General features: G+C 38.9%; 15 protein-coding genes. 9 read left to right on the top strand and 6 right to left on the bottom strand.

Annotated elements, in window-relative coordinates; all coding sequences use genetic code 11:
• The first annotated feature begins 13 nt into the window (after positions 1 to 13).
• On the top strand, positions 14 to 1,312 hold the full coding sequence (gene hisD / locus A8B79_RS00630; protein ID WP_066216636.1) for a histidinol dehydrogenase: 1,299 nt from the start codon (positions 14 to 16) through the stop codon (positions 1,310 to 1,312).
• 126 nt (positions 1,313 to 1,438) lie between these two features.
• Positions 1,439 to 2,500, top strand: a complete 1,062-nt coding sequence (hisC, locus tag A8B79_RS00625; protein WP_066216634.1) for a histidinol-phosphate transaminase — start codon at positions 1,439 to 1,441, stop codon at positions 2,498 to 2,500.
• Here hisC and A8B79_RS00620 read toward each other — a convergent pair.
• A complete protein-coding gene (locus tag A8B79_RS00620; RefSeq protein ID WP_066216631.1) occupies positions 2,481 to 2,888 on the bottom strand; it encodes a DoxX family protein in 408 nt (135 codons plus the stop codon). The genes hisC and A8B79_RS00620 overlap by 20 nt on opposite strands.
• Before the next feature lie 79 nt (positions 2,889 to 2,967).
• Between A8B79_RS00620 and hisB the strand changes: the two genes are divergently transcribed.
• From hisB to hisA, 3 genes are read left to right on the top strand one after another with little or no spacing between them, the layout of a single operon-like run.
• Complete coding sequence (gene hisB / locus A8B79_RS00615) at positions 2,968 to 3,855, top strand: imidazoleglycerol-phosphate dehydratase HisB (protein ID WP_066216626.1); 888 nt, start codon at positions 2,968 to 2,970, stop codon at positions 3,853 to 3,855.
• A 3-nt stretch (positions 3,856 to 3,858) separates the two neighbouring features.
• The gene (hisH, locus tag A8B79_RS00610) at positions 3,859 to 4,461 is read left to right on the top strand and encodes an imidazole glycerol phosphate synthase subunit HisH (protein ID WP_066216625.1); all 603 of its coding nucleotides are present in this window, start codon (positions 3,859 to 3,861) and stop codon (positions 4,459 to 4,461) included.
• 17 nt (positions 4,462 to 4,478) lie between these two features.
• Complete coding sequence (gene hisA, locus A8B79_RS00605) at positions 4,479 to 5,195, top strand: 1-(5-phosphoribosyl)-5-[(5-phosphoribosylamino)methylideneamino]imidazole-4-carboxamide isomerase (protein WP_066216622.1); 717 nt, start codon at positions 4,479 to 4,481, stop codon at positions 5,193 to 5,195.
• A 35-nt stretch (positions 5,196 to 5,230) separates the two neighbouring features.
• On the opposite strand, the gene A8B79_RS00600 is transcribed toward hisA, so the two are convergent.
• The 4 genes from A8B79_RS00600 to A8B79_RS00585 all read right to left on the bottom strand — a co-directional run bounded on the left by A8B79_RS00600 (position 5,231) and on the right by A8B79_RS00585 (position 7,986).
• Positions 5,231 to 5,806 (bottom strand): hypothetical protein, encoded by a 576-nt coding sequence (locus A8B79_RS00600; protein WP_153038308.1) that lies wholly within the window; start codon positions 5,804 to 5,806, stop codon positions 5,231 to 5,233.
• 149 nt (positions 5,807 to 5,955) lie between these two features.
• Complete coding sequence (murA, locus tag A8B79_RS00595) at positions 5,956 to 7,221, bottom strand: UDP-N-acetylglucosamine 1-carboxyvinyltransferase (RefSeq protein ID WP_066216615.1); 1,266 nt, start codon at positions 7,219 to 7,221, stop codon at positions 5,956 to 5,958.
• Positions 7,214 to 7,720 (bottom strand): biotin/lipoyl-containing protein, encoded by a 507-nt coding sequence (locus tag A8B79_RS00590; protein WP_066216612.1) that lies wholly within the window; start codon positions 7,718 to 7,720, stop codon positions 7,214 to 7,216. The genes murA and A8B79_RS00590 overlap by 8 nt, the downstream gene beginning before the upstream one ends.
• Positions 7,717 to 7,986: a hypothetical protein gene (locus A8B79_RS00585; protein ID WP_066216610.1), complete on the bottom strand. Its 270-nt coding sequence runs from the start codon at positions 7,984 to 7,986 to the stop codon at positions 7,717 to 7,719. Before A8B79_RS00585 ends, A8B79_RS00590 begins: the two co-directional genes overlap by 4 nt.
• Before the next feature lie 138 nt (positions 7,987 to 8,124).
• Between A8B79_RS00585 and A8B79_RS00580 the strand changes: the two genes are divergently transcribed.
• The 4 genes from A8B79_RS00580 to A8B79_RS16320 all read left to right on the top strand — a co-directional run bounded on the left by A8B79_RS00580 (position 8,125) and on the right by A8B79_RS16320 (position 11,657).
• Positions 8,125 to 9,186: a pyridoxal-phosphate dependent enzyme gene (locus A8B79_RS00580; RefSeq protein ID WP_066216606.1), complete on the top strand. Its 1,062-nt coding sequence runs from the start codon at positions 8,125 to 8,127 to the stop codon at positions 9,184 to 9,186.
• 92 nt (positions 9,187 to 9,278) lie between these two features.
• On the top strand, positions 9,279 to 10,361 hold the full coding sequence (locus A8B79_RS00575; RefSeq protein ID WP_066216603.1) for a DUF1611 domain-containing protein: 1,083 nt from the start codon (positions 9,279 to 9,281) through the stop codon (positions 10,359 to 10,361).
• The gene (locus tag A8B79_RS00570) at positions 10,361 to 11,413 is read left to right on the top strand and encodes a mandelate racemase/muconate lactonizing enzyme family protein (protein WP_066216601.1); all 1,053 of its coding nucleotides are present in this window, start codon (positions 10,361 to 10,363) and stop codon (positions 11,411 to 11,413) included. Before A8B79_RS00575 ends, A8B79_RS00570 begins: the two co-directional genes overlap by 1 nt.
• Positions 11,414 to 11,531: 118 nt before the next feature.
• The gene (locus A8B79_RS16320) at positions 11,532 to 11,657 is read left to right on the top strand and encodes a hypothetical protein (RefSeq protein WP_153038307.1); all 126 of its coding nucleotides are present in this window, start codon (positions 11,532 to 11,534) and stop codon (positions 11,655 to 11,657) included.
• A 13-nt stretch (positions 11,658 to 11,670) separates the two neighbouring features.
• Here A8B79_RS16320 and A8B79_RS00565 read toward each other — a convergent pair whose 3' ends face one another.
• Complete coding sequence (locus tag A8B79_RS00565; RefSeq protein WP_066216598.1) at positions 11,671 to 12,690, bottom strand: threonine aldolase family protein; 1,020 nt, start codon at positions 12,688 to 12,690, stop codon at positions 11,671 to 11,673.
• Between the last annotated feature and the right edge of the window lie 34 nt (positions 12,691 to 12,724).

Here is a 12,724-nt window from a genome sequence, read left to right as displayed (position 1 = left end):
ATTGAGCATTAAAATGAAAACATATCAGTATAAAAATCTTGCAAATGACGAGATCAGTAAACTGACCGAACGTCCAAAGATCGATTTCAAATCTATATTTGGTATAGTTCAGCCGATTATTGATCGCATCGAAACAGATGGCGATTCTGCTTTAAAAACTTACACGAAAGAGTTTGATGGAGTTGATATCGATAACCCGGTATTTGATCCGAATAAGATCGAAGTTGATATGGATGAAGAAGTAAAAAAAGCTATTGATACTGCATTTGATAATATTTTCAGATTTCACCGTGCTCAACGAACAATGAAACTGGATGTGGAAACCATGCCGGGTGTAAAATGTTCGAGAGTAACCAAAGCGATCCAACGAGTTGGATTATATGTTCCGGGTGGAACTGCAGTTTTGCCTTCCTCTGCAATGATGTTGGCAATTCCTGCTATGATCGCCGGATGTGAACAGGTTGTATTGGCTACTCCTCCTCAAAAAGACGGAAATATTGCACCTGAGATCATTTATATCGCTCAAAAAGCTAAGGTCAATTATATCCTTAAAGCAGGTGGAGCTCAGGCGGTTGCAGCTTTGGCATTGGGAACGGAATCTGTACCAAAAGTGGATAAAATTCTCGGTCCCGGAAATCAATTTGTGACTGCTGCAAAAATGATCCTTCAAAACAGCGATGCCCAAATTAGCATTGATATGCCTGCGGGACCTTCAGAAGTGTTGGTGATTGCAGACAAGCAAGCTAACCCAGCATTTGTAGCTGCGGATCTTCTTTCTCAAGCCGAACATGGAAAAGACAGTCAAGTAGTGTTGGTTTCTACTCCTGACTTCGATATGAACTCTTTCAATTCAGAATTAGAATCTCAGCTGAATGAACTTCCAAGAAAAGAAATTGCTAAGCAAGCTCTTAACCAAAGTTTTGTAATAGAAGTTGATAACATTGAACAAGCCATTTCATTTTCCAATGAATACGCGCCGGAACACTTGATCCTGAATGTTGAAAATTCTGAAGACTACAAAGATGAGATCATCAACGCAGGATCGGTTTTCTTAGGAAATTTGACTCCCGAAAGCGTTGGAGATTATGCCTCAGGAACCAACCATACTTTACCGACTTATGGATATGCAAAAATGTATAGTGGAGTAAATCTGAGTTCTTATCAAAAATCCATAACCATGCAAACTTTAACGGAAGAAGGCTTGAGAAACATCGGTAAAACCGTTGAAACTCTTGCGGAAGTTGAAGAACTACATGCTCATAAAAATGCGGTGAGTATTCGGTTGAAAACTTTGGGGGATACTGATGAATGATGCTTTTTCTTTGTCATCTCGAATGAATGAGAGACCTCTGAAAAACTCCTTTTTTTATCAAAGCATAGGTCTTCCTGTCCGCCAGCTGGCGGACGGGATGACGATAACTTATTTGGAATCAGTTAAATGAATAAAAAATTCAACCTTGAAAAAATAGTCCGGGAAAATATCCGGGACTTAAAACCCTATCGTTCTGCAAGGGATGATTATGATTCAGGAATACTTCTGGATGCCAATGAAAACAGTTTTGGATCACCCATAGAAAATGATCTGGAACTGAATCGCTATCCTATGCCCTATCAGGAAAAATTACGGTCTGAAATAGCTGACTACAGAAAAGTAGATTCAAAGAATGTCTTTGTTGGTGTCGGAAGTGATGAAGCCATAGATCTGTTATTCAGAATTTTCTGCAGTCCGGGTAAAGATAAAGTCATTACCAATCCTCCGACGTATGGAATGTATAAAGTATCCGCGAATATCAACAATATTAAGGTTGATGAAGTGCTGTTGACTCCGGATTTCCAACTTCAGACTGAACGCATTCTGAACAGAGTTACGGATTTTACCAAGCTGATCTTTGTCTGCTCGCCTAATAATCCTACTGCCAACGATATGGACCGCAAGGATATAATCTATCTTTTGGAAAATTTTGATGGACTCGTAGTAGTAGATGAAGCTTATATCGATTTTTCTGAGCAAGCCGGTTTCGCTGAAGAAGTAAAAAACTACCCGAACCTTGTGGTTCTTCAAACACTTTCAAAAGCTTTTGGGTTGGCAGGGATACGTTTGGGTATTGCAATCGCTAACCCGGATATCATCAATTATATGATGAAGGTTAAAGCACCATACAATGTAAATAAACTTACATCTCAAGCTGCTTTGAATGGGTTTGAAAATTTGGGATCGGTTCAAAAAAACATCAAGTCCATTAATTCAGAAAAGAAACGGATTGTTGCTGATTTAGAAAATCTGGCTCAAGTAGAAAAAGTATTTCCATCTGACGCGAATTTTCTATTATTCAGAGTTGATGATGCACTGAATGTATACAAAAAGTTAGCTGATTCCGGGGTAATAGTTCGTTACAGAGGTAATGAGCCTCATTGTGAAAACTGCCTTAGGATGACTATTGGTACAGCCGAGGAAAATGATCAGTTTTTAGAAGCTTTAACTAAGATTCTGAACTCTTAAACTTTTCTCCAATGACGGGTATTTTTTCTTTTTCGAAGTATAAAAGAACTGCAGAGCAGATAAAAACCACAATTGCTAATGCAAAAAGCAATCCGCCGTCGCCTTTAACTTCGATTCCCAAAACTGTTAAATGGCTTACTATTGCACCGCTCATAACTCCAAGTGAAAGTAGAGCCCCTAGCCAGTTGAATCTTGGTATCAGAAGAAAAATTGCAGCGAATAATTCAGTGATTCCTGAAGCATACCTGCCAAATGGCTCCAAACCAACCGTTTCAAAAATGTATATGCTTTCGGGAGCACCGGTAAATTTAAAAAACAACGTTTGCAGTAAAATTCCTGCTGCTACGACCCTGAGTACCCAAAACAAAATGTTAAATTTTGAATTCATTGTTCCACATTTTAGTTAGTAGTTATATGATTTTAGCCAAACACCCACTTTTAAACTTCACATTTAAGTAACATTTAATATGAATGTATCCATAGAAAGTAATACGCTTTTGCCTGTTGACAATCAATTCCTTTTCCGTGAGCAAGCTATTTCTTCATTAAAGAGCTTGGTTGATGCAGGGTTCTCGATCTCAGTTTCTGGAGCAGCGATCACAGAAGATCAAAAAAATTTGTTAGATCAGGAAGGAATTGGTTTTTCTGAAATCGAAAAAACTGATTATTCTATTGGGGTTAAAGACTCCGAATTAGTTTTAAGAGATGAGGCAAACACAGAAGTAAAAAGCTCATCAGATTGGCAACAAATTGTATCAGCACTTTTATCTCCGAATAGAACGGCATCCATCAAAAGAGAAACAAAAGAGACTAAAATAAAGGTGGACCTGAATCTGGACGGCACCGGAAAGTCAAACATTGATACCGGGCTAAAATTTTTCGATCACATGCTGGAACAGATTGCACGTCATGGACTTGTAGATCTGGATATTTACTGTAAGGGCGACCTGGAAATTGATGAACATCACACTATAGAAGATGTCGCCATTGCTCTTGGTGATGCAATTACTCAGGCTCTAGGAGATAAAAAGGGAATAGAACGTTACGGTTTTGTATTGGCTATGGATGAAGCTCAAGCTACGGTAGCGATCGATCTTTCGGGCAGACCTTATTTGGTTTTTGATGTACCGGTGAAGCGTGAATATGTTGGAGATTTCCCAACCGAAATGTTAGAGCACTTTTTTTATAGCTTGGCAATGAACTTGAAAGCAACTCTTCATGTTAGTTGTACCGGTGACAATGATCACCACAAAATTGAAGCTTGTTTTAAAGGTTTTGCCCGAACTTTGAAGGCGGCTGTTGAACAAAACGGGCGAATTAAAAACCAAATACCGAGCTCTAAAGGTTCTCTTTAATTTATGATCGCTATCATCAAGTACAAAGCAGGCAACATCGCTTCCGTTTCTAATGCCTTAGACAGGCTGGGAGCTCATTATTATTTTGCTCAGTCAGCCCAGGAACTTGAAAGTGCTAAAGCTGTCATTTTTCCGGGTGTGGGGCATGCTAAAACTGCGATGGATTCTCTGAAAGAACTTGGAATTGATGAATGGCTCAAAACCACAAGAAAACCCGTTTTGGGAATCTGTGTGGGGATGCAATTAATGTATGAAGGCTCTACTGAGGGTGATACAAAAGGGCTTGGAATTATTCCCGGATATCTTAAAAAATTCGATTCAGAAATTGATAAAGTTCCTCATATGGGATGGAATACTATCAAAAAATTAAAAGAACACCATCTTATACACGGATTAGAAGACAAGAAGCATTTATATTTCGTGCACAGTTTTTATGCCCCCGTTTCTGAATACACCATCGCCGAAGGTAATTACATCACTCCGTTTTCAGCAGTTGTGGCAAAAGACAATTTTATGGGAGTACAGTTTCATCCCGAGAAATCAGGCTCCGTTGGATCTAAAGTTCTACAGAATTTTTTAGATCTGGTTTATTCACAGAAAAAGTAACTACACATTAGAATTGAATGAAAGTAATTCCGGCAATCGACTTGCTGAATGGACAAGTTGTCCGTCTTCACAAAGGCAAATACGAAGAAGCTACTATATATGACAAAGAACCTTTAAATATTGCTACTCAATTTAAAGAAGCCGGTTTTGATCATATACACATTGTGGATCTTAACGGAGCCAAAGAAGGTAAATTTGTAAACCTGCCTCACATAAAAAATATTATTTCTGATCTGGGCATCTCAGTTCAAACAGGTGGAGGAATACGAAAATTAGCCGATGTTGAATTCCTTCTGGATGCAGGACTATCAAAAGTAATTTGCAGTTCTATGGCAATCAAAAATGAGGCTGACTGGATTGCAGCACTTAAAAAATACCAGGACCAAATGATTCTGGGAATGGATCTTAAAGACGGAAAAATTGCTTATTCAGGTTGGCTGGAAACTGCTGAAGAAGATACTTTTCACTTTTTGGAAAGAATGATTGATGAGGGACTTCAGGAAGTACTTTGTACAGATATTTCTAAAGATGGAACCTTATCAGGGCCAAATACAGAATTGTATATATCTTTAAAGAAAGCATTCCCGGAAATTAAGTTAATTGCTTCCGGTGGAGTTTCTGATCAGGAAGATCTGATTTTACTCGATGAAGCTGATATTGATGCTGTGGTTGTTGGAAAGGCTTTTTATGAGCATCATATAACTTTAGAGCAAATGAAAAGCCTGCACAACTAAATGTACAGGCTTTAAATTCAGACTCTTTCTTTATTTCAGAAGTAAAATCTGGTTCCAAAAGTGATCGCTTCAAGATATCTGGCATCATCATTAGCAGGAATATTACCTTCCAACATGATGTCAAAACCTTCGTTTAAGTGAACGTCAAATCCAATCGGTACTAAAATAGCATGATTAGTATTGCTCTCAATAAACAGAGGTTGGTAGTTAATTCCTGAATAAATGCTTACTGCATCCAGATCCGTACTTAGATTCAGACCAAGTTTCAGTCCCAGATCGCCGTAAGAATGTACACCAACCAGTGCAGCTACGTCGATGTTGCTTTCTGCGCTGTTATTCAATGCTGTTTCAAAATGACCACCAAAAAAAGTTTCGTCTTCAAACAGTCCAAGTTTTAAATGACCTGTTACTGAGTTGGTAAGTCCATATCCACCTCTAATGATGAACATGAAATCATCCTGATTGGTTAGAAAAACCGGTTGTAAGGCTACAGATCCAACTCCTTTTTCAAGTGTTCTTGCGTTCGAAAAGAACCCATCCTGTGCTTTCACAGAATCAGTAGTTAAAAATGCAGTAAATATAAATGCTGTAAGTAGTATTAGTTTTTTCATTGATCTTTTAATTGTTTGTGATTCAACACCTTGAACCAACGATCAATGAAAATGTTTCGGGATTTAATTTTAGTGTCTCAAGTTTGGTTTAAGCGCTCTTTCTTCTCACTTCTCACCTTTCACTTTTAACTTCTCACTTCATAAAAAAACTACTCATCCACTCTCTTGATCTTCGCCCCTACCGCATTCAGTTTATGTTCCAGATTTTCATAGCCTCTGTCTAAGTGGTACACTCGCAGAACCTCAGTTTCATTTTCAGCAACCATCGCTGCAAGTACTAAGCTTACACTTGCCCGTAGATCTGTACTCATAACGGAAGCGCCTTCAAAGTCTGTTTTGCCGAAGATCGTGACTGTGTTCTTTTCCAATCTCATGTCAGCGCCTAATCGTGTAAGCTCGGGTACATAACTGAATCTATCGTAGTAAACCGTATCAGTTACCGTTGAAACTCCGTTCGCTTGTGTCATCATAGTTGCCCATTGTGCTTGCATATCAGTAGGAAAACCCGGATACACTTCGGTGGCAACAGAAACAGCTTCCAGTTCTTTAGGAGCTTTCACTTTTATAGTAGACCCATCCACTTCAACTTTAGCGCCGGTTTTAGAAAGCAATTCCGGGAGATTTCCTAAATGATCCACATTACACCCTTCAAGCGTAAGCTCAGAATCAGGATGAAGAACTCCGGCTATCATAAACGTTCCTACTTCAATTCTATCCGGATCGTTTGCGATCTCAACTCCACTTAAAGACTCAACTCCACGAACCGTAATTCTATCGGTACCGATTCCGGAAATGTCAGCGCCCATTTTCACTAGAACATTACATAGTTGAACTACATCCGGCTCCATCGCAGCATTTTCGATGGTGAATTCTTCCGTTCTTAAAACAGATGCAAGAAGCAAGTTCACTGTTGCGCCAACACTACTTGGTTCCAGCTTAAAACTGGATTTCTTTAAATTCTTATCAGCCTTTGCAATTACATATCCTTTGTCCAGGTCGATATCAATTCCCATGGCTTCCATCCCTTTAAGATGGAGATCAACCGGTCTGGGTCCCCACGCACATCCGCCGGGAAGAGAAACTTTTGCGTAGCCGTGTTTACCAACTAAAGCTCCAAGCATATAAAAAGAAGCTCGCATTTTTCTCACAAGGTCATATGGCGCTTCTAAGTGTGAAACGTTCGTAGGATCAATGATCAGTGTATTCTTTTTATCCTGAAAGTCGACTTTTGCACCAACAACTCGCAGTACATTGTTGAAAGTATAAATGTCCTGTAAACGAGGAATATTAGTGATCGTAGTTTCTGAATCTCCTAAAAGCGAAGCTGCAATAATAGGAAGTGCCGCATTTTTTGAACCACTTATGTTGATTGTTCCATTTAAGGGGGTTCCGCCTTCTATAATAAATTTATCCAATGTTTTCGATCTCCAAAATGGGTGAATTTTTTTCCAATGACTGACCAACTTCTACTGAAATTGATGCAATGGTTCCGTCGATAGCAGCTTTCAATTCGTTTTCCATTTTCATGGCTTCCAGAATCACCACAGGTTGTCCTTTCGTAACTTCGTCTCCTTCAGAAACCAGAATATCAAGGATCTTACCAGGCATCGGAGATTTCAGGGACCCTTCAGCAACAGCATTTCCGGTTTTAAATCCGAGTCTGTCAAGTAGCAATTCCTGTTCGTCTTTAACAGAAACTTTGAACCAGTCTCCGTTAACTGAAAACTCTATATCAGAACCATCATAACTTACATTATCAATTTTGTAGAGTTTTGTTCCGATTCTCAAGAGATATCTTCCGTTTTGGGAAATAAATTCGTACTCCCCTTCCAGATCGCCGGACTTAAAAGAGTTTTCTTTTTCAGAAATATCTACTTCAATGGGTTCTTCGGAAACGCGCGCTTCAAATTTCATATAGTTGCTTTATTTAAACTTTTAAGTCCTGTTTTTGTAGCTCGGAATGAGAAATCCTTGATATTATCGCTATCATAAAAAGCCATTTTACTGTCTTTATCATTATCAAAATTAACAACCTCCACAAAACGATGATTCACCAAATTCATCAGGTCATCACGCAGTTCACCAAACTGCATATTTGTCTCTTCCATGATCACATCAAATGACTCAGGAAAGATCAGACGCTCCATTACCGTTTTTTCGGACTTTGTAAGTTTTCTCATAGACTAAGAAGATAGAACTTTGAGAATTGAACATCCAACACCCATTCGTCATTAGACTCTCTTTCTTAATACTTTGCTATCAGCGTAAAAGTAAGTACTATTAAAATTCTGCTCATTTAATACTACTTAATTCAATTCATGAATCTTCGCGATCTATCAAATATTTCTGAGAACAAAGTCTCAAAAGAGGCACGGATTTTAAGTGAAATAGTTCGTGACAAACAAAACTCGCTTGCAGAACGTCTGATCGCTTTTGAAGACATTATAAATCTGGAAGTTGGTGATACAAGTTTAAGCAGATCCAGAAATATTGAACGCGATCATGACTTCAGGCAATTATTTTTAAAGTTTGAAGGTGACAATCCCACCGGAACTCAAAAAGACCGTATTGGATTTGCTCAGGTTTATGATGCGTTAAGACGAGGATTCGATACTATCACATTAGCGACTTGTGGGAATTACGGAGCCTCTGTGGCCTTGGCTGCTAATCTCGCCGGATTAAAATGCAATATCTACATACCGGATGGATATCACACCGATCGAATAGTAGAAATGGAATCCTTAGGTTCAAATATATTCAGATTGCCCGGCAGCTATGAAGACACTGTTATAAAGAGCAGTGAATTGGCTGTTGAGCAAGATAGTTATGATGCCAATCCCGGCGGGCAAAATAAAAGTCTGCAGATCATCGCCTATTCACAAATTGCATTTGAAATATATGATCAGCTTCGGGACGCTCCTAAGATCTGCGCCGTGCCCGTATCCAATGGAACTTTACTTGCCGGGATACACCGTGGGTTTGTGTCTCTTTATAAAAGAGGAAAAACATCCCGAATTCCCCGGTTTTTAGCGGCTTCATCTACTTTAAAAAATCCAATCGTTCATTCTTTTAAGAAAAATCTAACAGAGTGCGAAGATCTAGATCCTAAAAAGATCAGAGAAACATTTGTGAATGAACCTCTTATTAACTGGCATAGTTTTGACGGTGATGAAGCCCTTTCTGCTATCATTGAAACGGATGGATATGCATACAACATCAGCGATAAGAACATGAAAAAGATGAGCACCTATCTGAAACAGCATGAAGGAAAAAATATACTCCCGGCATCAACGGCAGGTTTAATCGGTTTGCTTAATTTGAATGAAACTGAGCCACTTGAATCAGACCGATATGTAGCTGTACTCACGGCAAAAAATTAATTTCAAATCCCTCTTTCATAATCATTTACATGATCTGAAAAAGAACTAACTTCAGTTTTGAAGAATTATCTTCACTTCATAATCCAACTACAATGCAACACAAAGAATCTATAGACGGAACCGCAATTGTTTACTGTCAGGGTATGTTCAATACTCCTGAAGGAAAAACTTCGCATGGACTAGTTCGGTTTACCGAGCGGTACAATGTTGTTGGAATTATTGATGAGAGGTATGCTGGAAAAGATGCCGGAGAAGTATTGGATAATAAGCCAAATGGGATCAAAATCTTCAAAGATTTTGATACTGCTTATTCCGAATTGAGCAAAGATGGTGTTGCTGTTAAGAATTTTGTGGTTGGTCTTGCTCCGGATGGGGGGCGACTTCCACAGTCAGCGAAACAGGAAATTGCTGCTGCTTTGGAAGCGGGACTAAATGTTGATTCAGGACTACACGATTTCCTAACCAATGATAAAGAATTAGTAAAACTGGCAGAGAAACATAATTGCAGGATCAGAGACGTACGAAAAACTCCCGATCGCGATAAATTGCATTTCTTTACCGGTGAAATTGAAAAAGTAGATTGCTTAAAACTAGCTGTTTTAGGTTCTGATTCTGCCATTGGAAAGCGCACAACAGCCTGGTTAGTAGTGCATGGTTTCCAAAAAGAAGGATATAAAGCAGAAATGATCGGTACAGGACAAACAGGCTGGATGCAAGGTGCCAAATATTCTATGATCATGGATAGCTGCATTAACGACTTTGTATCCGGTGAGATTGAGCATGCTGTTGTAAGTGCCTGGAAAGAAGCTGATCCGGATGTGGTAATTATTGAAGGTCAGGGAAGCTTAATGAATCCGGCTTATCCCGGTGGATTTGAGATCCTTGCGGCGGGTAGACCTGATTTTGTGATTTTGCAACATGCTCCTACTCGTTTGGAATATGACGGATTTCCGGGTTATAAACTTCATCCACTACATGAACAAATAAATGCTATTAAAGTAATTTCAGGAAAAGAAGTGATTGCAGTAACATTAAATCACGAAGGACTTAAACCGGAAGAGATTGAACCTGCTTGCAAAAAAATCACAGCAGAAACCGGTCTTCCTTGTTTTGATGTGCTTGCTCATGGTGCGAATGATTTGATCAAATTGCTAAAACAGAAAGTTCGCAAATAATGAAGATCACTCAGATTTCATTTGAACGGTTTGATCTGGAATTAACCGAACCCTATACCATTGCTTACGAAACAATTTCTGACGCAACCAATTATGTATTAAGACTTGAAACCGATTCCGGCTACACAGGATTTGGATGCGCTGCTCCTGATCCTGCAATAACTAAAGAATCTCCGGAGTATTTGGAGCAGAGTTTAAATGAAACAATTATTCCTGCTTTAAAAGGTGTGAATCCATTTCATTATGCCCGAATTTTAGATGATTTGAGAGCAACCGGAAAAGTGAGATCTTCTGCTTTAGCAATGGTGGACGCATCGCTTTTCGATCTGATGGCAAAAAAAGCTGATGTACCTTTGTATCAGCTTCTGGGTGGATACAGATCTTCCATTCCCACCAGTATAACAATTGGCATTTTACCTGTTGACGAAACTCTTAAGAAAGCTGATCAATTTGTTGAGGATGGCTTTTTTATTCTGAAGGTAAAAGGTGGTCTAGATGTAGAAGAGGATATCAAAAAAATGAAATTGATCAGGGATAAATATCCAAAAGTGATCCTCCGTTTTGATGGTAATCAGGGATATTCTGTAGAACAAAGTATTGAATTTTCAAAAGCCACTAAAGAGATCGGAATCCAAATTTTTGAACAACCACTCAGTGTTGATGATGAGCATTTACTGGAACCTCTTATCTCGAAAATTACTCATCCTGTAATGGCTGATGAAAGTCTTAAAACATTGGATGATATCCATCGATTAACTAAGAATAATTCTTCTGATATGATCAATATTAAATTGATGAAGATCGGAGGAATTCTGGAAGGAATGCATATCAACTCGGTAGCAAAAGCTGCAGGAAACGAAGTTATGGTTGGTTGTTTGGATGAATGCAGTTTAGGAATATCAATGGGATTACATTTCGCTCTCAGCCGACCTAATGTTGAATTTGCCGACCTTGACAGTCATCTCGATTTTGAAAAAGATCCTTTCAAAGGATTATTCAGATTAGAAAAAGGCTATCTCTACCCCAATGACAAAGTTGGTTTGGGACTTTAGTTCTTACCATCATAAAGTAAATAGTAGGTTATGAGCTTTTATGTGCTACATTGATATGAAGCATCATAGCTAAAAGAAATTCTTTTAGAAATACGCTTCTAAACTATTGGAGTCAGATATGTCAAAAGGAAAATCGATAAAGAAAAATTCAGGTAAAACCGCCCCGGCAAAAACCCTAAAAGAGAAAAGAGCTGCAAAAGCAGAAAAGAAAAAAGGGACTAGTGGTTTCCTGCCTCCTAAATAATTTAGAAAGGCAATTAGTCAAATAATTCTTTCACTGAATCAACTACTTTCTGTAACTCAACATCCCCGATCTGATAATGGAAAGTAGCTCTGATCGTATTTGGACCAAAAGGAACCATCCGAACTCCTTTTTCTTCCATTTTAGCTAAAGCTTCCACCGCTGATTCATTCCTGACATCAAAGATCACGATGTTAGTTTCAACACTGTTCAGATCAATAGATAGTTTCGAACAACCATCAACAGCTTCAGCTAATTGTTTAGCGCGTTCATGATCTTTTTTCAACTTTGAAAAATTATTATCTAAAGCAAAATCAGCAGCGGCGGCCAGCAACCCAACTTGTCTCATACCTCCTCCCCACATTTTGCGAAAACGTCGGGCTTTAGTAATATTTTCTTTGGAAGATAAAAGCATGGATCCCACCGGAGCACCTAATCCCTTACTAAAACAAACGGAAATGGTATCGGCGATCTCTCCAAAGAAAGTTGGTTCTATACTTGTATGAACCATTGCATTCCAGATTCTGGCTCCATCCAAATGAACCTTCAAATTGTTCTGATCTGCAAATGATTTTAAGGAGCTTAATTCATCTTCTGAATAGCAAACTCCTCCACCCTTGTTGGTTGTGTTCTCCAGACATAACACTGAAGTTCTTGGTTCCCAATCAAAGCCACCACGCACAGAATTTTTAATATCCTCCGGGCTCAACTTTCCTTTTTTGCCCTGAATAGTACTGATCTGGACTCCGGACAAAAAACCGGCTCCTCCCGTTTCATAATTGAAAATATGTCCGTTTTGATCGATCAGAATTTCATCACCCGGATTAGTTAAAACTTTTACCCCCAGTTGATTACTCATCGTTCCACTGGGTACAAATAAACCGGCCTCCATCCCAAACATTGCAGATACTTTTTGTTGAAATGCAGTTACTGTTGGGTCTTCCGCAAATACGTCATCCCCCACTTCAGCCTTCGTCATAAAATCCAACATCTCAGGAGTTGGCTTGGTAACTGTATCACTTCGTAAATCGATCATTTTCTCTTTTACTTTTTGGTTTGCTTGGGATACT

This window comes from Balneola sp. EhC07 (genome assembly GCF_001650905.1).
GTDB lineage: Bacteria > Bacteroidota > Rhodothermia > Balneolales > Balneolaceae > Balneola.
The sequence above is the reverse complement of the archived record's forward strand: the minus strand, read 5'-3'. Positions and strand labels throughout refer to the sequence as shown.

Excerpts from the sequence above, each read along its gene's own strand:
- hisD (WP_066216636.1), top strand. The coding sequence starts at position 14 with ATGAAAACATATCAGTATAAAAATCTTGCAAATGACGAGATCAGTAAA.
- hisC (WP_066216634.1), top strand. The coding sequence starts at position 1,439 with ATGAATAAAAAATTCAACCTTGAAAAAATAGTCCGGGAAAATATCCGG.
- A8B79_RS00620 (WP_066216631.1), bottom strand. The coding sequence starts at position 2,888 with ATGAATTCAAAATTTAACATTTTGTTTTGGGTACTCAGGGTCGTAGCA.
- hisB (WP_066216626.1), top strand. The coding sequence starts at position 2,968 with ATGAATGTATCCATAGAAAGTAATACGCTTTTGCCTGTTGACAATCAA.
- hisH (WP_066216625.1), top strand. The coding sequence starts at position 3,859 with ATGATCGCTATCATCAAGTACAAAGCAGGCAACATCGCTTCCGTTTCT.
- hisA (WP_066216622.1), top strand. The coding sequence starts at position 4,479 with ATGAAAGTAATTCCGGCAATCGACTTGCTGAATGGACAAGTTGTCCGT.
- A8B79_RS00600 (WP_153038308.1), bottom strand. The coding sequence starts at position 5,806 with ATGAAAAAACTAATACTACTTACAGCATTTATATTTACTGCATTTTTA.
- A8B79_RS00590 (WP_066216612.1), bottom strand. The coding sequence starts at position 7,720 with ATGAAATTTGAAGCGCGCGTTTCCGAAGAACCCATTGAAGTAGATATT.
- A8B79_RS00585 (WP_066216610.1), bottom strand. The coding sequence starts at position 7,986 with ATGAGAAAACTTACAAAGTCCGAAAAAACGGTAATGGAGCGTCTGATC.
- A8B79_RS00580 (WP_066216606.1), top strand. The coding sequence starts at position 8,125 with ATGAATCTTCGCGATCTATCAAATATTTCTGAGAACAAAGTCTCAAAA.
- A8B79_RS00575 (WP_066216603.1), top strand. The coding sequence starts at position 9,279 with ATGCAACACAAAGAATCTATAGACGGAACCGCAATTGTTTACTGTCAG.
- A8B79_RS00570 (WP_066216601.1), top strand. The coding sequence starts at position 10,361 with ATGAAGATCACTCAGATTTCATTTGAACGGTTTGATCTGGAATTAACC.
- A8B79_RS16320 (WP_153038307.1), top strand. The coding sequence starts at position 11,532 with ATGTCAAAAGGAAAATCGATAAAGAAAAATTCAGGTAAAACCGCCCCG.
- A8B79_RS00565 (WP_066216598.1), bottom strand. The coding sequence starts at position 12,690 with ATGATCGATTTACGAAGTGATACAGTTACCAAGCCAACTCCTGAGATG.